The sequence below is a fragment of the Thioalkalivibrio sp. AKL7 genome, assembly GCF_000381705.1.
Lineage (GTDB): Bacteria > Pseudomonadota > Gammaproteobacteria > Ectothiorhodospirales > Ectothiorhodospiraceae > Thioalkalivibrio > Thioalkalivibrio versutus.
Genome location: NZ_KB906949.1, coordinates 249,562 through 270,843, shown reverse-complemented (window position 1 = coordinate 270,843; position 21,282 = coordinate 249,562). Strand labels below are relative to the sequence as shown.

15 protein-coding genes and 3 pseudogenes are annotated in these 21,282 nt (G+C 62.8%); 5 read left to right on the top strand and 13 right to left on the bottom strand.

Annotated features, from left to right (window positions below):
• Window positions 1-146 precede the first annotated feature (146 nt).
• The 9 genes and pseudogenes from G315_RS14720 to G315_RS0106175 form a co-directional block, all read right to left on the bottom strand.
• Window positions 147-583, bottom strand: a pseudogene (locus tag G315_RS14720) (transposase); the annotation flags it as partial.
• Between the two features lie 179 nt (window positions 584-762).
• Window positions 763-1,038, bottom strand: a complete 276-nt coding sequence (locus G315_RS0106215) for a BrnA antitoxin family protein (protein ID WP_019612122.1) — start codon at window positions 1,036-1,038, stop codon at window positions 763-765.
• A complete protein-coding gene (locus tag G315_RS0106210) occupies window positions 1,013-1,324 on the bottom strand; it encodes a BrnT family toxin (protein ID WP_019612121.1) in 312 nt (103 codons plus the stop codon). The genes G315_RS0106215 and G315_RS0106210 overlap by 26 nt, the downstream gene beginning before the upstream one ends.
• 106 nt (window positions 1,325-1,430) lie before the next feature.
• Window positions 1,431-2,465, bottom strand: a pseudogene (locus G315_RS13755) (transposase).
• 1,565 nt (window positions 2,466-4,030) lie between these two features.
• A pseudogene (locus G315_RS14530) lies at window positions 4,031-4,165 on the bottom strand (transposase); the annotation flags it as partial.
• Between the two features lie 104 nt (window positions 4,166-4,269).
• Window positions 4,270-5,010 carry a DUF4435 domain-containing protein gene (locus G315_RS0106195; protein WP_255349438.1) on the bottom strand — a complete coding sequence of 247 codons (741 nt, stop codon included), beginning with the start codon at window positions 5,008-5,010 and terminating at the stop codon, window positions 4,270-4,272.
• 107 nt (window positions 5,011-5,117) lie between these two features.
• A complete protein-coding gene (locus tag G315_RS14105; protein ID WP_081624448.1) occupies window positions 5,118-6,404 on the bottom strand; it encodes an AAA family ATPase in 1,287 nt (428 codons plus the stop codon).
• Window positions 6,405-6,505: 101 nt separating this feature from the next.
• The gene (locus tag G315_RS0106180) at window positions 6,506-7,744 is read right to left on the bottom strand and encodes a ribonucleotide-diphosphate reductase subunit beta (RefSeq protein WP_019612114.1); all 1,239 of its coding nucleotides are present in this window, start codon (window positions 7,742-7,744) and stop codon (window positions 6,506-6,508) included.
• 97 nt (window positions 7,745-7,841) lie between these two features.
• A complete protein-coding gene (locus G315_RS0106175; RefSeq protein ID WP_018144288.1) occupies window positions 7,842-10,736 on the bottom strand; it encodes a ribonucleoside-diphosphate reductase subunit alpha in 2,895 nt (964 codons plus the stop codon).
• 436 nt (window positions 10,737-11,172) lie between these two features.
• On the opposite strand from G315_RS0106175, the gene trxB reads away from it, so the two are divergent.
• The 5 genes from trxB (at window position 11,173) to gloA (ending at window position 16,924) form a co-directional block, all read left to right on the top strand.
• The gene (trxB, locus tag G315_RS0106170) at window positions 11,173-12,288 is read left to right on the top strand and encodes a thioredoxin-disulfide reductase (RefSeq protein ID WP_018144289.1); all 1,116 of its coding nucleotides are present in this window, start codon (window positions 11,173-11,175) and stop codon (window positions 12,286-12,288) included.
• 4 nt (window positions 12,289-12,292) lie between these two features.
• Window positions 12,293-13,570 carry a GNAT family N-acetyltransferase gene (locus G315_RS0106165; protein ID WP_019612113.1) on the top strand — a complete coding sequence of 426 codons (1,278 nt, stop codon included), beginning with the start codon at window positions 12,293-12,295 and terminating at the stop codon, window positions 13,568-13,570.
• Window positions 13,571-14,056: 486 nt separating this feature from the next.
• Window positions 14,057-14,812 carry a leucyl/phenylalanyl-tRNA--protein transferase gene (aat, locus tag G315_RS0106160; protein ID WP_018144291.1) on the top strand — a complete coding sequence of 252 codons (756 nt, stop codon included), beginning with the start codon at window positions 14,057-14,059 and terminating at the stop codon, window positions 14,810-14,812.
• 714 nt (window positions 14,813-15,526) lie between these two features.
• Window positions 15,527-16,102 carry a lysozyme-like domain containing protein gene (locus G315_RS0106155; protein ID WP_231367501.1) on the top strand — a complete coding sequence of 192 codons (576 nt, stop codon included), beginning with the start codon at window positions 15,527-15,529 and terminating at the stop codon, window positions 16,100-16,102.
• A 321-nt stretch (window positions 16,103-16,423) separates the two neighbouring features.
• Window positions 16,424-16,924 carry a lactoylglutathione lyase gene (gene gloA, locus G315_RS0106150; RefSeq protein WP_019612112.1) on the top strand — a complete coding sequence of 167 codons (501 nt, stop codon included), beginning with the start codon at window positions 16,424-16,426 and terminating at the stop codon, window positions 16,922-16,924.
• 127 nt (window positions 16,925-17,051) lie between these two features.
• Here the strand turns inward: gloA and G315_RS0106145 are convergent, their stop codons facing one another.
• The 4 genes from G315_RS0106145 to cydB form a co-directional block, all read right to left on the bottom strand.
• Window positions 17,052-17,678 carry a peroxiredoxin gene (locus tag G315_RS0106145; RefSeq protein ID WP_017941735.1) on the bottom strand — a complete coding sequence of 209 codons (627 nt, stop codon included), beginning with the start codon at window positions 17,676-17,678 and terminating at the stop codon, window positions 17,052-17,054.
• A gap of 181 nt (window positions 17,679-17,859) precedes the next feature.
• A complete protein-coding gene (locus G315_RS0106140) occupies window positions 17,860-18,516 on the bottom strand; it encodes a hypothetical protein (protein ID WP_026304854.1) in 657 nt (218 codons plus the stop codon).
• 173 nt (window positions 18,517-18,689) lie between these two features.
• A complete protein-coding gene (locus G315_RS0106135) occupies window positions 18,690-20,171 on the bottom strand; it encodes a sigma-54-dependent Fis family transcriptional regulator (RefSeq protein WP_019612111.1) in 1,482 nt (493 codons plus the stop codon).
• 103 nt (window positions 20,172-20,274) lie between these two features.
• Window positions 20,275-21,279, bottom strand: a complete 1,005-nt coding sequence (gene cydB, locus G315_RS0106130) for a cytochrome d ubiquinol oxidase subunit II (protein ID WP_018950732.1) — start codon at window positions 21,277-21,279, stop codon at window positions 20,275-20,277.
• Window positions 21,280-21,282 lie beyond the last annotated feature (3 nt).

Here is a 21,282-nt window from a genome sequence, read left to right as displayed (position 1 = left end):
CGCTCAGACCGTCAAGAATCATGGGTGTCCTCTTCTTCCCCATTTGAGCTCGAATCGCGCCCTTTCTAGACCGGTTTACCTCGGTTTTTCCGTAGGTTACCGAAGTCCGACCCCGTTATCTTGAAGTCCGACCCCGTTATCTTTTGATAGCGCTCCACCAACTCCTGCAGTAGCGCGATCACCGCATCGTCCCGGTCCGGTTGCTTGCGGTACCGCACCACCGACCGCGCAACCCCTGCCGCCTGACAGGCCCGGCGCTGACTCAGCCCGTGGTCCTGCGTCAACGCAGTGACCACACGGCGCTTATCGTCCGGGCTCAGAGCTTTTTTGTGATCACGTCCTTCAGGGCCGTGTTCTCCAGGGCCAGCTCGGCATACATCCGTTTGAGCCGGTTGTTCTCGTCCTCCAGCTCCTTCAGCCGTCGGACGTCCGCAGCCTCCATGCCACCGTACTTCGACTTCCACTGGTAGTAGGTCGCCTCAGAGACCCCGATCTCCCGACAGACGTCCTTCACCTTCCGGCCGCCTTTGACCTGCTTCAGCGTCTGAACAATCTGACTCTCCGTAAACCGACTCTTGCGCATCTCGGCCTCCTTTGGCTCTAGTGTGCCCGGAGACCTCCAGTTTTCAATGGACCGAATTTACGGGAAGTCGACAGAGAAGCATCCGCGTTCATGGCCAAAGAACCCATTCCAGGCTTCCAACAACTCCGGTTGCCGACGCTCGACAACCCCCGTATCTCCTCGCCCCGCTGTCGTCGCCGTTAGTCCTTTTTGCGGGCTTCGTCCACGTCGTCCGCCAGCCACGCCTTGATCAGGGATTGGTAGGGCATGTCGCGCTTGTTGGCTTCGATCTTGATGCGGTCGAGGAGCGACTCCGGCAAGCGCAGGGAGATCGTCCGGGTAGAAGGCTTGAGATTCGGGAGCTCAACCGCCGCGGCGCGGTTCCAATCGACGTACTCGCTGGAATCATGACTCTCCCAGAACGCCCGCTCTTCTGCCTCGTCCAGGAACTCAGGAATCTTCTTGGTCTTGCTCATAGATGGCTCGCTCTTTGCGGTGCATATCCCGGGCCGAAATCACACGGATTCTCGTGCTTCGCTCGCGCAGCGTGAACGTAATGTGCAGCCGGCGACCTTCATGAGTGATACCCAACGCGTGGTAGCGGGGCTCACTCCGACTGTGTACCTCGTCCGCCAGAACCAGCAGCGGGGTATTGAAGAACACCTCCTCCGCCTCTGACTGGCCCACACCATGTTTGTCCACGCTCTTCCGGGCATTTCCCTCGTCCCAGTCGAACCCGGTAATGTCCTTCCACTGGATCATTTTTGTATATTACCAACATATACAGCTTGCCTCCAGAGACAGCCCGCTTTTCCGTGTATGCATGTCGGTCTGCAACGGCGCCAACCAACGCGGAACAACCTGCGGCTTAAGGCGTACATGCCCGTCCGCCCGCACCTGAAAAGAGGCCCGCCGACACCCCGAGACCCTTGATAAAACACCGACCTGCCGATACCGCCGCGCTCCTCATGCACTCCACTCGCCCCAGCGCTGCCACATGGTGGGTACCCCGCCCCCTGCCGACATGCCGCACGAACTGCACCGGATCGATCTGGAGGCGCTCCAGGATCGGCGGTATATGCCCCGGGATGGCGCCGCGCTTGTCCTCGCGGATCGCGCGCCCGGCCCAGTCCACCAGCTCCAGGTAGTCCTCGGTCGTAAACACCACCGCATTGGCGTGTGGGTCAGCACCCTCCCCGCCCAGGACGGGCAGGCTGGGTTGGGCCTCGTCAGAAGCCTCTCTCTCCTGCCTGTCGCACTAGGAAGCCAACATTCGGATACGTTGCTGGATCGAAGTGAAATCGGACGCCTCGGGTGTGTCCGCCATCCCGGCGCGGACCGGGTTCAGATCCACGTAGCTCATGCAGGTCAGCACAGCCGCGTCGTCCAGTAGCGCCTGGCTCTTGTATCGGCCTTCCCAGAAGCGGCCCTTGCAGCCGTCTTCCGCATTGGCGCGCCGAGCCAGATGCTCGTTCAGGCTGCGTATGAACCACGAAAGGTCCTGCAAGCGCTCCCGACACAGGGCGATCTGCGCCTGCGCCCTCTCGCGTTCGGCCACCGTGCTCGTCTGCCCCGCCCGGTACCGCACCACCAGCAGCGGCAACGAAAACAAGCGTTCCCAGCGCTCCATCACCTCGCCCTCGCTCCACGCCGTCGCGCGGTCTGAATCCAAGCGCACCACCAGGTGATAGTGGTTCGACATCACCGCATACGCGCACACGTCCACCGCGAACACGCCCTGCAGCTCGCGCAGCCGCTCCAGCACCCAGCCGCGCCGGTGCTCGCAATTCTTGCCCGAATAGGAATCCTCGCCCCACAGGAACGCGCGGCGAACACAGCGACAAATACAGTGGTAATACGGCGTCGTCTCGACCGAGACGAGCTCCTTCCTGGCTCGCGTCATCTCCGGACCCTCCCTGGTCCATAAGCTCCCCTGAAACCTAGTCCGGCCCTCCCAGGCCGTCAAGAATCATGGGTGTCCTCTTCTTCCTCTGGGTGTCCTCTTCTTCCTCTGGGTGTCCTCTTCTTCCTCCTCTTCTTTTGCTGGAACCTAGTCCGGCCCGCTCAGACCGTCAAGAAGATCATGGGTGTCCTCTTCTTTTTCCTCCTCATCTTTTTCTCAAGTGATGAAAAACAGTACCATTCTCTACGTTACCGCATTAAACTCTGCCCGCGCTAACCAAAACCACTCGTTAGACCCCCAAAACATCGGAGACTAAACGTTGATCACCCGGACGATCGCCCTCTTGGCCCTACCATTCCTGATAGCATCCTGCTCCACATATAGCTCAAACGTCCGAGTCGGCAACGACCTCACATACGTTAGCCTATCCGACCAACGTGACGCATCCCTATCCGTTAACATTTACGACCAAACACCGGACCACGCAATTGTACTTGGCACCGTTGACGCCGGCCGTTGCCACCGTTCATTCGTTGAGACCAGCCCCAATGAAGATATCCTAATCCTTGACTTAAAGATCGCCGCATATGTTCTCGGCGCCGATGGTATAGCGAATATCGACAAAGAACAAACATCCGCGTTAACAAAGAACTGTTGGTATATGCGGAACGGAAAAGCGACCGCTTTTCGGTTTCACAGTGACGACTGAAACGACTAACAACCCAATACTTTATTAATGACTAATAGTATTACCACCAAGTCCAAATTCAGCACGATAGCGATCGATAACTGAAGGCATTTAAAACCCATGAACTTTGCAACCTCCACCCACCTTAAGACGTCGATCTTACTGATCTCAATGATTATATTATTAGCCGCGTGCGGCCCTACCGACGCCCAAAAGGCAGAATGGGCTCAACAGAGAGCAGAACAGCACAAAAAAGCATCTCAAGAACGGAATTCCGCATTGATCTCAGCAAGCGACGAGGAGCTCTACGAACTACTCCATGCATGCCGGACCGAAGTAGAAAAAAAGGGGGAGAAAAGCCTAACATCTTGGATCCTAAAGGAACATGACGGCGATATATTTCAAGTAGCTTTAGGAGGACTACGGGGCAGGATACGCGAGTATGAGTCCGACGATTATAGGATCGAGACCCTAAGGCAGCACACGGACCAACCCTCGACGTACCTTTCGCCGCTCAATACGCGATACGCGCTGTATCGTCTGCAAGACACTTTCAGTGGGCCAGTCAGAATCGTAGATCGCTATGAGTGCCATCTCGCGTATGACAAACGGCTAACTATCGCTGGCGTAAGACGCATTGAGCAAACCCTTTTAAGGTAACCCCAACTCGGGCTTACCACACTTCTTGACGCTCTCCACTCCAAAGCGGCGAGGTCGCCAGGGAAGATCACATCCCTTCGAGCACGTATTGATGAACAATACCTAGACAAATCAGTGCCTCCGGGCTCACGCACATGCGGAGCGTGCGCGGGCCCGCTTGGCTTCGCGCCACCGGCAGCCGGAGCATATAGAGACGCTCCCAGTCCTCCAGCACTCAGCCAAACCGGTGCTCGTAGTTCTTGCTCGAATAGAAATCCTCGCCGCACAGGAACGCGCGGCGAACACAGCGACAAATGCAGTGGTAATACAGCGTCGACTCGATCGAGACGAGCTCCTTCCTGGCTCGCGTCATCTCCGGACCCTCCCTGGTCCATGCACTCCCCACAAACCTAGACAGCCCGCCTCAGACCGTCAAGCAATCATGGGTGTCCTCTTCTTACTTCTCCTCTTACTCCTTCATCCTGGTTGGTTGTTACCAAAACCCCAATTACAATATTCAGCAGCCATCAGAGACTTAAGGTCATCCTTTTTTACCCGCACCCCGTCCAGCCCCATCCACCTCAAGACCCCTACCACTATCATGTAAGCCGCCGAAAATACGGCATGCCCCCTAGCTCCGGCTATTCCACCCAACTCCACCACATCCAGCAAACATACCTTCCGTCTCTGCCTCAACAACTCTCTTTTCGACCGCAAGACTTGCGAAGCCGAAATTGAAAATTGACCAGCACTCACACTCAAGGCGCCTGCCAAAGACTCGTCTAGCAGACCCTTTCGCCCCGCCACCAACAAACCATAATCAATTTTAACAAGCCGCCGGAGAACCGGCTCCATTACGTCCAGCCCGCACATTACCTCCGATATAAACCGATCGGCCGCTTCATCATAGTGAAGGGGGTACAATCGCTGGAACAAACGACGAAACACCTTCTCGACCAATAAATCATTCTCGAAGCTATACCCTTCCGTATACATAACCCTCGGATCCGAGATGCATTGCCCAACGATATGGTCATAATCTAGATCCACCCCATAAAATACTTTTTTTGTGTCGTCACCTGAGACCTGCGAGAACGCGTTCATCACAGAGCTTTTACCACCAAGAGGAAGGACGCGAACTCGATACCCAGGAAATCTGGCCGCCATGCGACCCTCCCAATATAGCTTGTCTGGACACCTACACGTGCTGCCACCCACCACATCGGATACAGATAGATCCACGCCACCACCTTCACAGAAACACACTAGGTCCACACCAAAAAACAGATGAAGATTATTCTGCCCATGAGGAGTACGACAAAAACTCACGATATAATCTCCGTCATGTTATGAACATCTTCTCCGTACCGCCCCACGATATCGGGACTATGAGTTGCAAAGACTATCTGAGAATTCTTGTTGAGGGCTCTGATGCTATCTACCAGCCTTGATTGCCATTCGACGTGCAACGACAATTCCGGCTCATCCGCAATAAAAATGGCGTTCTCCTCTCGTTGGAGCAACGCTTGTCCCAATACGATAAGAAGCTGCTTCTCGCCCGAGGAAAGATCCAAAAGAGTTAGATCTTTCCCTGAACGCGTTTTTACATACATATCATTATTATCGCGCACCTTTAGCTCTTTCCTCTCGAAAAGGCTATTTACAACCGAGAGAAACGCTTCCTGGAGCCGGAATATGCGCTCTTTCCGTTTGTCAAGATCGTGCCACTCGGAAACAATCTTATTCAACCTTAAACTGTTTGCTATTACATAAAAATCCGTTAAAGAAACCCCTTCCCCCTTCTCTGCTTTCCTAATACCTCGACGCAGATGAGAAAAATATTGCGAGATCTTTTTCTGTAATTTTTCACGCGGAATGTCAACTTCTTCAAACGCTCGAGCGAGCGATTTCTCCTCCTCGTCAAGATCAATTTCCTTAATACGGTTGAGAACCACTTCCTGTTTTTGCTCTGAGATCAAAGAGAGCACCAAGCTTTCTTGGAATTTTGCGACCTCTTCAGTTGCGCGCTTTTGAAGGATCCCGAAATACTGTGAAATACTCCCGGAAATCTCCATAAGCTTGGAGTCTACAGAAGTAAACTCCGATTGGGAGTCCTCAGGAGGATCCGAACCTTCCGCACGATGAACGGTCAACCAGCTGACATCACACAAATTAGCGATCCGGTTCCTTATTGGATAGCAAACGTCATGTTCTGTTGCGCGAGATCGCTGGCGTGCTATACGACCGCGCCGGCGGTACATCCAAGCGTAGTAATCTGATAGGTCGAATACTTCTGCCGCACCCCCTGCCTTTGGATAGACATGGTACTCAAGAGACTCACGAGCCGAATCATTAGATATTGCACGCCGAACCTCCACAATGGGCTTTGCATAAGGAGAGACTCGATGCAATTTTATTCTTATTCTTGAGAATGTCGCATACCCTAATGTCTTCAGATCGACCCTTAAGGCGGCGGCAACAAGATTTATTACGGTTGTCTTTCCTGATCCATTGGGTCCGATAAGAAAGTTAACCTCTCTCTTGAGAGGAAGGTTGACGTGATGATTACCCCAGAAATCTGTTATTTCAACGTGCTCGATGTATGACAGCATGCGATCCTCAGATTATAAAAAAGGGCGCCATATGGCGCCCTTTTTGGTTGCTGCACGGCCATTTCCCTGGCTCCGCTTCGTTGGGTCTCGGCCTCGCCGGGTCAGTCCCAGCTCAGCGCGCCCCCGGTCTGGTATTCCGTTACCCGCGTCTCAAAGAAGTTCTTCTCCTTCTTCAGATCGAGCACTTCGCTCATCCACGGGAACGGGTTGTCGGCACCCGGGTACAGCTCGGCCAGGCCGATCTGGGCGCAGCGGCGGTTGGCGATGAAGTGCAGGTATTCCTCGAACATCTGCGCGTTCATGCCGAGTACGCCACGCGGCATGGTGTCCCGGGCGTACTGCGCCTCCAGTTCGACGGCGTCCGAGATCAGGGTGCGCATCTCGTCCTTGAAGTCTTCGGTCCACAGGTGCGGGTTCTCGACCTTGATCTGGTTGATCACGTCGATGCCGAAGTTCATGTGCATGGACTCGTCGCGCAGGATGTACTGGAACTGCTCGGCCACGCCGGTCATCTTGTTGCGCCGGCCCATGGAGAGGATCTGCACGAAGCCGACGTAGAAGAAGATGCCCTCGAACACCACGTAGAAGGCGATCAGTTCGCGCAGCAGCTTCTGGTCCGCCTCCGGCGTGCCGGTGCGGAAGTTCGGATCCGCCAGGTGCTTGGTGAACGGCAGGGCCCATTCGGCCTTGACGGCGACGGAGGGCACCTCGCGGTACATGTTGAAGATCTCGCCCTCGTCCAACCCCAGGGACTCCACGCAGTACTGGTAGGCGTGGGTGTGGACTGCTTCCTCGAAGGCCTGGCGCAGCAGGTACTGGCGGCACTCGGGGTTGGTGATGTGGCGGTACACGGCCAGCACCAGGTTGTTCGCCACCAGCGAGTCGGCGGTGGAGAAGAAGCCCAGGTTGCGCTTGACGATGGTGCGCTCGTCCTCAGTCAGACCATTCGGGTCCTTCCACAGGGCGATGTCCGCGTTCATGTTGATTTCCTGCGGCATCCAGTGGTTGGCGCAGCCGTCCAGGTACTTCTGCCAGGCCCACTTGTACTTGAAGGGCACGAGCTGGTTGAGGTCCGCGTGGCAGTTGATGATCTTCTTGTCATCCACGCGGATGCGCTCGGCACCCATCTCGATGTCTTCCAGGCCGGTGCCGGTCAGGGCTTCTTCGTTCGGCTCGGCCAGCGGCTGGCCGGCGTTCTCCGGCTCCGGCGGGACGCTGGGCGCGGCACCGGCGGTGCTCATCAGGGCTTCGTTCTCCTGAAAGCCCATGCCCGGGCGTACGGCGGGTTGTTTCTGGCCTTCGCCTTTTACGGCGGCAATCGGATCGTCCCAGGAAAGCATAGTGTCCCTCTTCTTTCGGTGGCGGCCCGGCGCGGTGGCCGGGCCTTTGTTCAGTTTGCTTGGTCGTACGTATTCGGTGCCCGCTCGCGGGCGGGCCTTACTGGCAGGCCTCGCAGTCCGGATCGAGGATGGAGCACGCCTTGGGCGCCTCCGGCTCGGACGCCTGCTGGCCGCCGGAGACGGCGTTCAGCTTGTTGGCGCGCGAGGAGTCGGCCACGGTGCTCTTCTCCACGTGGGTCGCACCCATGGAGCGCAGGTAGTAGGTCGTCTTCAGCCCGCGCACCCAGGCCAGCTTGTACAGGGCGTCCAGCTTGGGCCCGGAGGGCTCGGCCATGTACAGGTTCAGGCTCTGCGCCTGGTCGATCCACTTCTGCCGGCGCGAGGCGGCCTCGACCAGCCAGCGGGTGTCCAGCTCGAACGCGGTGGCGTACAGGGCCTTGAGGTCCTCCGGCACGCGGTCCAGCGGCTGCACCGAGCCGTCGTAGTACTTGAGGTCGTTGACCATGACCTCGTCCCACAGCTCGCGGTCCTTCAGATCGCGCACCAGGTACGGGTTGATCACGGTGAACTCGCCCGACAGGTTCGATTTGACGAACAGGTTCTGGTAGGTCGGTTCGATCGACTGCGACACGCCACAGATGTTGGAGATGGTCGCGGTCGGCGCGATCGCCATGGTGTTGGAGTTGCGCATGCCGACCTTCTTCACCCGCTTGCGCAGCTTGTCCCACTCCAGGCGCTGGGTGGTGTCCATCTGCAGGTAGTCGCCGCGGGTCTCGGCCAGCTTTTCGATCGAGTCGATCGGCAGGATGCCCTGGCTCCACAGGCTGCCGGGGAAGCTCTCGTAGCGCCCGCGCTCCTCGGCCAGATCGGTCGAGGCCTGGATGGTGTAGTAGGACACCGCCTCCATGGAGGCATCGGCGAACTCCACGGCGGCCTCGGAGGCATACGGCAGGCGCAGCTTGTACAGCGCATCCTGGAAACCCATGATCCCCAGGCCCACCGGGCGGTGGCGCATGTTGGAGCGACGCGCCTGCGGCACCGAGTAGTAGTTGTAGTCGATCACGTTGTCGAGCATGCGCATGGCGGTGTTCACGGTGCGCTCGAGCTTGGCCTGATCCAGCTCGCCGTTGTCGCCTATGTGCGCGGCCAGGTTGATCGAGCCCAGGTTGCACACCGCGATCTCGTCGTCCGAGGTGTTCAGGGTGATCTCGGTGCACAGGTTGGAGCTGTGAACCACGCCGGTGTGCTGCTGCGGGCTGCGCAGGTTGCACGGGTCCTTGAAGGTGACCCACGGGTGGCCGGTCTCGAACAGCATGCCGAGCATCTTCCGCCACAGGTCGACGGCCTTCATGGTCTTGTACACGCGCATCTCGCCGCGCGCGGCCTTCTCTTCGTACTCGCTGTAGCGCTTCTCGAAGTCGGCACCGATCAGGTCGTGCAGGTCCGGCGCCTCGTTCGGGGAGAACAGGGTCCAGTCGCCGTCCTCGGCCACACGCTTCATGAACAGGTCCGGGATCCAGTTGGCGCTGTTCATGTCGTGGGTGCGGCGGCGGTCGTCGCCGGTGTTCTTGCGCAGCTCGATGAACTCCTCGATATCGATGTGCCAGGTCTCGAGGTAGGCGCACACCGCGCCCTTGCGCTTGCCGCCCTGGTTCACCGCCACCGCGGTGTCGTTGGCCACCTTGAGGAACGGGACCACGCCCTGCGACTTGCCGTTGGTGCCCTTGATGTGGGCGCCCATGCCGCGCACGCGGGTCCAGTCGTTACCCAGCCCGCCGGCAAACTTGGACAGCAGCGCATTGTCGCGGATGGCGCTGTAGATGCCGTCGAGGTCGTCCGGGACGCTGGTCAGGTAGCAGCTGGAGAGCTGCGGACGCAGGGTGCCGGAGTTGAACAGGGTCGGCGTGGAGCTCATGAAGTCGAACGAGCTCAGCAGGTTGTAGAACTCGATCGCGCGCGCCTCGCGGTCGATCTCGTTGATCGCCAGGCCCATCGCCACGCGCATGAAGAACGCCTGCGGCAGCTCGAAGCGGATGCCGTCCGAGTGGATGAAGTAGCGATCGAACAGGGTCTGCAGGCCCAGGTAGGTGAACTGCAGGTCGCGCTCGGGCTTGAGCGCGGCGCCCAGGCGTTCCAGGTCGTAGCGGGTCAGCTCGCTGTCGACCAGCTCCAGCTCGGCGGCGCGCTTGATGTAGGCACCGAAGTAATCGGCATAGCGCTCGGCCAGCTGGGCCTGGGTGGCCTCTTCCGGGCGGCCGTGCACGAAGCTCAGGGCCTCGCGGCGCAGCGCGTCCATCAGCAACCGCGCGGTGACCTCGGAGTAGTTCGGCTCCTTCTCGATCATCACCCGCGCGGCCATCACCAGCGCGGTAGAGACATCCTTCTCGGCCACGCCGTCGAACAGGTTGCGGCGGGCCTCGGTCAGGATCTTCTCGCCATCCACCTGCTCGATGCCGGCGCAGGCCTCGGCGACCACCGCCTGCAGGCGGTCCTCGTCCAGCGGGGCCAGGGTGCCGTCGGCCCGGGTCACGTTCAGCGTGGCGGCCTCGGCTTGTTCGTCCGCACCCTGCTCGGCGGCCTCGGCAGCGCGCTTCTGCGACTGCTGCTCGCGGTAGATCACGTAGGCCCGCGCGACCTTGTGGTGGCCGCTGCGCATCAGCGCCAGCTCCACGTGGTCCTGGATATCCTCGATGTGGACCGTCATGCCCTGGGTCCCGGCGCGGCGGAACAGGCTGTCCACCACCTGCCCGGCCACTTCCTTCGACACCTCGTGGATGCGACGGCTGGCCGCGGCATTGCCGCCCTCCACCGCGAGGAAGGCCTTGGTCACCGCGACCTCGATCTTGGAGGCATCGAAGCCGGTCACCTTGCCATTGCGGCGAATCACCTGGTGCTGGCCCGGGCTGGTCGCCAGGACCTCGGCCGACGGTTCGGCTTGCGGCGGGTACTGGGTGCCCTGCTGGGCTGTGGCAGTATGGGAATCGCTGTGCATGACGGGCCTCGCGCTGGTGTTGGATCGAACGTGAGATACTATAGATCGGGGATCGAGAACTGCATAGCCACTAGATATAGTGGCTCCCGGAAGAACAAACCGCGCACAAGCCGTGGGCAAGCTGTGGATAAAAACGCCCATTCCCCGTCCTGTCGCCATTCCTGGCGAGGCACCCCGGTTATCCACCAAACGCCGATGTAGTGACTCCCCGCCGGGTGCCCACGGCCCACGCGAACATGAAAATGTTTTATGGCCCGCGATTACCGAATCGGTATCGCGCGCGGGGACCGCTTTGGGGCATCCACGTCCGGCGTGGCGATGTTGGACAAAGACCCGCCGCGTCCCAATAATCCCCGCCTTATCGAACCCGCTTTTTTGCGTTGCCGGCCGGGCCGGCAACGCCAGCCGTATTCATCGTATCGACAGGGAGTACCGCATGAGCGACGCCAAGGACCCATCCGACAAGAAGAGCAAGCAGGCCGGCAAGAAGGACGCCCCCAAGGCCGCCGTCGCCACGGGTGCCATGCAGGCAGCCGCCGGCGCCGTCTCGCTCTCCTCCGGTAGCGACACCGCGACCCAGCCGAAAAAGGGCGGCAGCGAGAAGGCGCCGCGTCACTGCCCGCTGCTGATCCTGGGCTCCGGCCCGGCCGGCTGGACCGCCGCCGTCTACGCCGCGCGCGCCAACCTGAACCCGGTCGTGATCACCGGGCTGGAACAGGGCGGCCAACTGATGACCACCACCGATGTGGACAACTGGCCCGGCGACAACGAGGGCGTGCAGGGCCCCGAGCTGATGCAGCGCATGCAGAAGCACGCCGAGCGCTTCGATACCGAGGTGATCTTCGACCACATCCACACGGTGCAGCTGAAGGACCAGCCCTACCGCCTGATCGGCGACTCCGGCGAGTACACCTGTGATGCGTTGATCATCTGCACCGGGGCCTCCGCGCAGTACCTGGGGCTGGAGTCCGAGACCACCTTCGCCGGCAAGGGCGTGTCCGCCTGTGCCACCTGCGACGGCTTCTTCTACCGTGGCCAGAAAGTGGCGGTGATCGGTGGCGGCAACACCGCGGTCGAGGAGGCGCTGTACCTGTCGAACATCGCCTCCGAGGTCACCCTGGTGCACCGGCGCGATTCGCTGCGCTCGGAGAAGATCCTGCAGGACAAGCTGTTCGAGAAGGAAAAGAACGGCAACGTGACCATCGAGTGGAACCACACCCTGGAAGAGATCCTCGGCGACGAGACCGGCGTGACCGGTGCGCGACTCAAGAGCACCGAGTCCGGCGAGACCAAGGATCTCGAGCTGATGGGCGTGTTCATCGCCATCGGCCACAAGCCGAACACCGACATTTTCCAGGGCCAGCTGGATATGGCGGGCGGCTACATCAAGGTGCAAAGCGGACTGGAAGGCAACGCCACGGCCACCTCCGTGCCGGGCGTGTTCGCCGCCGGCGACGTGATGGATCACGTCTATCGCCAGGCGGTCACCTCCGCCGGCACTGGCTGCATGGCCGCACTGGACGCGGAGAAGTACCTGGACAAGCTCGGTTGATCGCGTGAACGCCGAGGGCGACACCCAGGCACCGGACCCGCCGGAGGACGCCACGGGCAACACGGCGGAGCGCGTCGAGCTGCGTGACGGCCTGGCCGAGGTGGACCCGGCCGCCTGGGATGCCCTGACCGGCGGCACCGAGCCGTTCCTGCGCCACGCCTTCCTGGAGGGCCTGGAGCGCCACGAGTGCCTGGGCCGGCAGTTCGGCTGGTTCCCGCAGCATGTACTGATCTTCCGCGAGGGCCAGCTGGTCGCGGCGGCCCCGGCCTACGCCAAGACCAACAACTACGGCGAGTTCGTGTTCGATTTCGCCTGGGAAGGCGCGTGGAACCGCCACGGGCTGAACTACTACCCCAAGCTGGTCGTCTCCGTGCCCTACACCCCGGCCACCGGGCCGCGCCTGCTAGTGCACCCGGAGGCGCCGGACTTCGATCACCTGCGCACCTTGCTGGTGCGCGCGCTGGCCACTCGCGGGCGCGAGCTGAACGCCTCCGGCGTGAACATCCTGTTCCCCAACCAGGACGATCTGGACGTGACCCGCGAGCTGGGCCTGGCCGAGCGCATGGGCTGCCAGTACCACTGGACCAACGCCCCGGACGGCGGTTACGCGGACTTCGACGCCTTCCTCGGCGCGCTCAGCTCGAAGAAACGCAAGAACATCAAGCGCGAACGCCGCCGCGTCCACGAGGCCGGGATCGTCTTTCGCACCCTGACCGGCGCCACCGGCGAGGCCGAGGACTGGGCGCGCTTTCACCGCTTCTACGTGGACACCTTCGAGAAGCACATGGGCATCCCGACGCTGTCGGAGGCCTTCTTTGTCGAGACCGCGGCCGAGCTTGGCGACCAGGTGGTGCTGTTCGAGGCCCGGCGCCCCAGCGCGACGGATCCGGATGCGACGGAACCGGACGCGAAGGGAGACGGCGAGACCATCGCCGCGGCGCTTTGCTATCGCAGCCACGACACCCTGTACGGGCGCTTCTGGGGCTGCACCGAGGAGCTGGCCGACCTGCACTTCGAGACCTGCTACTACCAGGGCATCGAATTCTGCATCCGCGAGGGGCTGGCCCGCTTCGAGCCGGGTGCCCAGGGCGAGCACAAGATCCCGCGCGGCTTCCTGCCCACACCCACCTACTCCGCCCACATGATCCTGACCGAGGGTTTCGAGCAGCCCGTGCGCGACTTCTGCGAGCGCGAGGCCCAGATGATGCGCGCCCAGTGCGAACGCCTGCACGAACACTCGCCCTATCGCCAGGCCCATCCCGATGATGTGCCCGACCGCTAACCCGAGCCCGGCTCGCTGCGGCCGTCATCCCGGCCACAGCGCCCCACCTCGTCATCCCGGTCGTAGCGCAGCGAAGAGCCGGGATCGCCCGACCCAGGCAACCGGCTCGCCAACTGGACCTTCTCCGCACTCCGGGATCCCGGATCGCCCTGTGGGAGCGGGCTTGCCCGCGAACCCCCTGCCCGTGCTGGACTCCACCACACCCCATTCGCCTGCAAGCAGGCTCCTACAGGCCCTGCCATGCCGCCGGGGTACGGCGAGCCGTCATCCCGGGCACAACGCAGCGACGAGCCGGGGTCTCCGACCCTCGGCGGCACCCCTGCCCGCCACACCGTGGGCACACACGAGGATCCCCGACCGCCCCGTAGGAGCGGGCTCGCCCGCGAAGCCCCTGCCCGCGCCGGGTTCCGCCACAGGCCGTTCGCCTGCAAGCAGGCTCCTACAAGACCCGGGCCTCCCATCTCGGGTCTTGCACGGAGGCGCCCCATGAATGGCGGCCCGCAGATCACCCTGCCCTGGCTCGATCCGGAGCATCCGGAGGCGCCGTTTCCGGACCCGGCGCAGGCGTTGCGCGAGCCCAACGGGCTGCTGGCCGCCGGGGGCGATCTCTCCGTGCCGCGTCTGCTGAATGCCTATCGCTCCGGGGTCTTCCCCTGGTTCGAGGCCGGGCAGCCAATCCTGTGGTGGAGCCCGGACCCGCGCGCGGTACTGGAGCCGGGCCACTTCCGCCTGCATCGCAGCCTCAAGAAGGCGATCCGCAATCGCGGTTACACGGTGAGCTTCGATCGCGCCTTCGAGGCCGTCATCGAGGCCTGCGCCGGCCCTCGCGACTACGCCGATGGCACCTGGATCACCACCAGCATGCAGCAGGCCTATATCGCACTGCACCGCTCGGGCCACGCGCATTCGGTGGAGGTGTGGGACGGCCCGCGCCTGATCGGCGGGCTTTATGGCGTCGCGGTCGGGCGGCTGTTCTGCGGCGAGTCGATGTTCTCGCGCGAGCGGGATGGCTCCAAGATGGCGCTGGCCTGGTTGTGCCGCCACCTGGTCGCCTGGGGCTGGCCGCTGGTCGACGTACAGATGGAGACCGCCCACCTGCGCAACCTCGGGGCCATCACCCTGCCCCGCAAGGCGTTCATCGACCGCATCCGCGAAATCGCCCGCGAGCCGGTCGAGCCAGGCCCATGGCGGACCGACCCGAACCTGAGCCCCCTCGACCCCGACTGGAACACCCCCCGGTAGGAGCCTGCTCGCAGGCGAAGCCCCTGCCCGCGTCCGCGACATCTCGAACGAACCGGTCGAACCAGGGCGTACGACCTGTACCCTTGCCCCCCCTCGATCCCGGCTGGAACACGCCCGTAGGAGCCTGCTTGCAGGCGAACGCCCCTGCCCGCGTCCAACAATGGCAGGGGCTTCGCCTGCAAGCAGGCTCCTACCGGGAGATCCGGCCTGGCGTCTCTCGGGCAGGGTCTCTCCCACAAAGACGGCCGGATTCGATGAACCCAGACACCACGTACGACGGCCGATTCCGGTGGCCCCGGACGGAGATCGCCGCGGCGCTGCCCGCCTCGCGATGACGGGCATGTGGGCGTGACGGGACCGCGTCTCCCCGCTCCCGTCACGGCGAGGAGGTGCAGCCGAAGTGGCAGTCCTTTCGGGGGCCACCCCGGCCCGGGGACCGCGTCGGGAGATCGCTTACAGCCGCTCGCGATGGCGGGTGACGCGACCCTGTCGTTGCTCGGCCCCGCAGGGGCTGCGGCAAGCTCCGGAAGCAGGCTCGGTGCACGGCGCGCCCATTGCCCTCGTCGCGAGTGCTTTATACTCGCGGGCCATTGGGGAACCGGGCGGGAGATTCGGGTGGACAAGGCAGAATCAAGGAAGGTGCGGCGGGCGGTCGTCGCCATTTTGCGGGCCGGGCTGCTGCTGGCGCTGGCAGCCATCACCGCCGGGTGTTCCATGCTGTCGCCCTCCCCGCCCGATGACCAGAGCAACATCTGCGAGATCTTCCGCGAGCAGCCGCGCTGGTACGATCATGCGCGGGATTCCAAGCAGGAATGGGGCACGCCGATCGCGACCCAGATGTCGTTCATCCAGCAGGAGTCCTCCTTCCGCAGCCACGTGCGCCCGGACCGCGAGCGCCTGCTGGGCTTCATCCCGTGGAGCCGCCCCTCCTCCGCCCGGGGCTATGCCCAGGCCCAGGACCCGGTCTGGGGCGAGTACCAGGACGATGCCGGAAGCCGCTTCGCGCGACGTTCGCACATGAAGCACGCGACCGACTTCATCGGCTGGTACAACGCCCGCACCCAGCGCATGACCGGCGTGTCGTTGTACAACTCGGAACACCTCTACCTCGCCTACCATGAGGGCCAGGGCGGCTATAACCGCGGCAGCTACCAGAGCAAGCCGCAGGTCCGGGCCGCCGCCCGACAAGTAGCGCAGCGCGCCGACCGCTACGAGTCCCAGCTACAGAGCTGCGAATCCGAGTTCCGCTGCCGGCGTTTCTACCAGGTCTGGCCGTTCTGCCGGCAGTAGCCGAACCGACGAACGCCATGCCTGCCCCGGGAGATCCCGGATAACCGCTGCGCGGTTTCCGGGATGACGGTGCTTTTGGACGCGGGCACGCGCCCCACGTCCAGCATCCCGTCATCGCGAGCGCCGCGAAGCGATCGCCCGACGCTGTCCCGGCGCCGGAGTAATCCCGACAAACTGACGCGTCGGCGGGGCCTCCTCGCAGTGACGGAACCCAACCGCCCCGCCCCAACCTCCGACGCGTGACGGCCGCACTTGAGGGAACCTCGCCGCCTGTGTTCCAGTCTTCCGGGACACCCCCTTTGGCCGAGACAAGGACGCACCATGAGCGACAATCCCACCGCAGGCTTTCGCTTCAACCACACCATGCTGCGCGTGAAGGACCCGCAGAAGGCGCTGGACTTCTACCAGCGCGTGTTCGGCATGGAGCTGGTGAAGACCCTGGACTTCCCGGAGTTCGAGTTCACGCTCTACTTCCTCGCGCAGCTTGGCGAGGACGAACCGCAGCCGCCGAAGGACGCCGGCGAGGCCACCCGCTGGATGTTCAGCCAGCGCGGCATCCTTGAGCTGACCTACAACTACGGCACCGAGAAGGACGCGGACTTCCACTACCACGACGGCAACGAGGAACCGCAGGGCTTCGGCCACATCTGCTTCTCGGTCCCGGACCTGGACGCCGCCGTGCGCTGGTTCGACCAGAACAACGTCGAGTTCGTGAAGCGCCCCGACGAAGGCGGCCTGAAGGACATCGCCTTCGTGAAGGACCTCGACGGCTACTGGATCGAGATCCTCGAACCCGCCCGCCTGACCGGACTCGGGCGCTAACCCGGCTATCGCGGGCACCCGCACGCCCGCGATCGGCGGGCACAAAAAAGGGGCCTTGCGGCCCCTTGCTCCCACCTGGGGAGAACGGCCCCGCCCGTAACCGGGCGAGGCTGCTGGTTGGTCCGGATCAGACCTTGGTGTAGCGCAGGTAGGAACGGATCTCCTCGAAGCCCTGCGGGAACTTCTTCTGCGCGTCCTCGTTGCTGACCGTCGGCGGGATGATCACGCGGGCGCCCGGGGTCCAGTCAGCCGGGGTTGCGATGCCATGCTTGTCACCGGTCTGCAGCGCATCGATCACGCGCAGGATCTCGTCGAAGTTGCGGCCCACCGACATCGGGTAGGTCATCATCAGACGGATCTTCTTGTTCGGGTCGATGATGTAGACCGAACGCACGGCGGCGGTCTCGCTCTCGCCCGGGTGGATCATCTCGTAGAGCTCCGAGATCTTCTTGTCGGCATCCGCGACGATCGGGAACTCCAGCGTGGTGTCCTGGGTGTCGTTGACGTCTTCAATCCACTTGTTGTGTTCCTCGACGGTATCCGTCGACAGACCCAGCGGCTTGGTGTTGCGGTCCGCGAACTGCTTGGCCAGTTGCGCGGTGCGGCCCATCTCGGTGGTGCACACCGGGGTGAAGTCGGCCGGGTGGCTGAAGAAGAAGCACCAGGAGTCGCCGATCCATTCGTGGAAATCGATCTTGCCCTTGGTGGTATCAATCTGGAAATTCGGTGCGGTATCGCCCAAACGCAGTGCCATGATGTAACTCCTTTCGGTTTAGATAGTGATTCGGAAGCTCATGGGGCCTTGCCTCCATGTACGTTCTACTTTATACGCCCTTCCGAATTTCGTGAATTACTAATTAATTAACGTCCCGATAGTTTGCCCCTAACGATGAGCCGGGCAGGGCTTGCGCCCCTCCGGCCCACCGCGCGCTGACTCACATGCGGCGGAACAGCTCCACGAGGTCCTCGCGCATGTCCTGGCGACCCATCTCCTCGGTCGTGAAGCTCTCGCCGTCGAAGTTCACACCCAGCATCACCGCCTGCCCCGCATCCAGGTCGGGCTGGAGCGCCACCATGTTGATCCCCTGAAGATAGTCGGCCACGGCCGTGTCTGCCTCCGCGACGGCCTGGACCTGCTTCTGCATCCAGGAGGAGATATGCAGCACCAGCGTGCCGTCCCATTCGGAGGCCGCGAGTTCCTGCAGATAGGCGTGGGCCAGGGCCACGTTTTCGTCACGCGCGAGATTTCCCCCGAGTGCGAGATAGGCCACGTCCTTGTCCGCGGTCACGCGCACCGCGGCCGCGGCGTCGTCAGCGGAGCGCAGGGTGGCGATGCGGAAGCCGGCCTGCGGATCGGCCGACAGCATCGACGCACCCAGCCCACCGGCCAGGGCGCCGCAGACGGCGGACGGGTTGTTGATCACGGCCATCGAACCGGCCCCCATCTCGTTCACGATGGCCTGGCCGATGCCGGCACTGGCCATCGAGCGGATGGTCTGGTGCTCGCCGAACGACAGCGGCTCGGCCGAGGCCAGCATCGGAGTGGCCAGCAGGACGGCGGACAGGGAGAGGGTCATTGCAGACTTTTTCATCAGAGACTCCAGTCTTTCGGGTGCATCGGTATATCGCTTTTTCCTGATTCTTCTGGCGGTATGCATGCAGCCCCGTCCTTGGTGACGGGCCGGTGCCGGACATCCGACCGCGGCCGCGGACGCCGCTTCAAGCCGGGCGGGGCGCGTTACCAAGCCCGCCCGGACGGGCAATTTCAGTCCCGTTCGTCGGCGTCGTCCTCGAGCTGGCTCAGGCGCCGGTACAGGCTGCGCTCGCTAATCCCCAGGGTCTTCGCCAGCGCCCGGCGGTCCCCGGGATACACCGCGGCCGCGTGCCGCAGGTATTCGCGCTCGATTTCGTCCAGCGGGCGCAGTGACTGCGGATGCAGCAAGCCGTCCAGGGCACCGGCCTCCGCCCCGCTCGGGGACTGCCCTCTTTCCCGCACGCGATCCGGAAGATGTTCCGGACGGATCGCCTCGCCGTCCGCCAGCAATGCCGCGCGCTCGAGGATGTTACGCAGCTCGCGCACGTTGCCGGGGAAGGAATACTGCTTGAGGATTCGCAGGGCCTCGTCTTCGAGGCGTGGGGGTACGGCCAGATCCAGGCGCTCGCCGAGGGCTTCTACCAGCAACGGGAGATCCTCGGCCCGCGCGCGCAGCGGGGGCACCTCGATCGGGAAGGTGTTGATACGGTAGTAGAGGTCCTCGCGAAACTCGCCGGCCCGGACCATGGATTCGAGATCGCGGTGGGTCGCACAGACCAGGCGGAAATCCGCCCGCCGCGACTCGACACCCCCGACACGGCGATAGGCGTGGGTCTCCAGCAACCGCAGCAACTTGACCTGCTGGCTCAGCGGGATATCCCCCACCTCGTCGAGAAACAGGGTGCCGCCGGCCGCCGTCTCCACCAGCCCGGCCTTGGCCGAGGTCGCCCCGGTAAACGCCCCCCGCTCATGGCCGAACAGCTCGCTTTCGAACAGGGTTTCGGTCAGGCCGGAGCATTCCACGGGCACGAACGGCAACTTCTGGCGCGGGCTCGCTTCGTGAATGGCGCGCGCGATCAGTTCCTTGCCCGTACCGGACTCGCCGAGCAGAAGGGCGGAGGCATTGCTCGGCGCCACCCGACTGATCATCCCCAGCATGGCATTGAAGGCCTTCGAGCGACCGACCAGCCCGCCACTCCCCGCCTGCGGCGCCGAGACGGGCATGTGGTGCAGCCGTTCGATCAGGTAGCGGATCTCGCCGCCCTCGCCCCGGATCGGCAACAACTCGACATCCACGTGCTCGCGCCCGGTCTCGGTGTGGTGCACATGCAGGACGCGTTCGCGGTGACCACTGCCCAGGGCCGCCCGCAGGGGGCAGGATTCGCCGGCCTCGTCGCAGGGGCGGCGGAAACTATGAGAAGCCTCGAAACAGGTGCGACCCGAGCCGTCTCGGTCAGTCCCGTAGACACTCTGGTAGGCCCCATTGGCGGCCAGGATGCGGTAGTCCGGCGACAGCAGGATCGCCGGCTCCCGGAACCCCTCCAGTACCTGCCGCAGGGTCTCGACATGCATGTCCTGCGGTTCCGGCGCTTTCTTCGTGATGCTCGTCACTTCGCCTCGCACAAGGGAGTCCAGGAATGCGGTTCCGATACTCGTCACGTCACCGTCGCGCTGCCCAATAGACACGTTCAGTCGAGTGATGTTCAACGGCATGGAGTCACTCCCATAGGTTGCGACAGCATTGAAATCCGGTCTCCGGACGGCGCCGGCGGGTCGGCCGCGACCCACCGGCGTGCTCGCGCGCGCCCGGACAGACCTAGTGATAGCCGGTCTCCGGGGTCACCTTCCCGCGGAAGACCCAGTAGGTCCACGCCGTGTAGCCCAGGATGATCGGGATCACGAACAGCGCGCCCACCAGGATGAACAGCTGGGCATCCGGCGACGAGGCGGCGTCCCAGAAGGTGTAGTCCGGCGGCACCACGTACGGCCACTTGCTCACCAGCAGGCCCAGGTAGGTCGTGATGAACAGGGCAATCGTGGCGACGAACGGGATCCCCTCGTCGCGCCGGCGCACCGCGCGAATCAGAATCCAGGAAGAGAGCAGCGCCAGGGCCGGGAGCACCCAGAGGTACTGCCAGGTTCCCATCCAGCGCTCCATCACCTTCGGATCGATGAACGGGGTGATGAGACTCACCGCGCCGAACACCAGCAGCACGGCCGCCAGCATCCAGGGCGCGACGCGGTAGGCAAAGGCCTGCGTCTCGCCCTCGGTCTTGACGATCAGCCAGGTGGCCCCCAGCAGGGCATAGCCCGCCAGCAGCCCGATCCCGGTGAGCACGGTGAAGGGCGTCAGCCAGTCCAGCGGTCCGCCGGCAAAACTGAACCCGTCCATCTCGAAGCCCTGGATGTAGGCACCCACGACCGCGCCCTGGGCGAAGGCCGCCACCGCCGAGCCGATCGCGAACGCGGCATTCCACAACCACTTGGAGCGATGCGCCTTGAAGCGGAATTCGAACGCGACACCGCGGAAGATCAGCCCCGCCAGCATCAGGAAGACCCCGATATAGAGCGCCGGCAGGAACACCGAGTAGACCAGCGGGAAGGCCGCCAGCAGCCCGGCACCCCCGAGGATCAGCCAGGTCTCGTTGCCGTCCCATACCGGGGCGACCGAGTTCATCATCACGTCGCGCGAGGTCTCCCCCGGGGCGAAGGGGAAGAGGATCCCCACCCCGAGGTCGAACCCGTCCATCAGCACGTAGGCGATGACGCCCACGGCGATGATGACGACCCAGATCAGTGTGATATCAATCGTGGTTTCCATGAC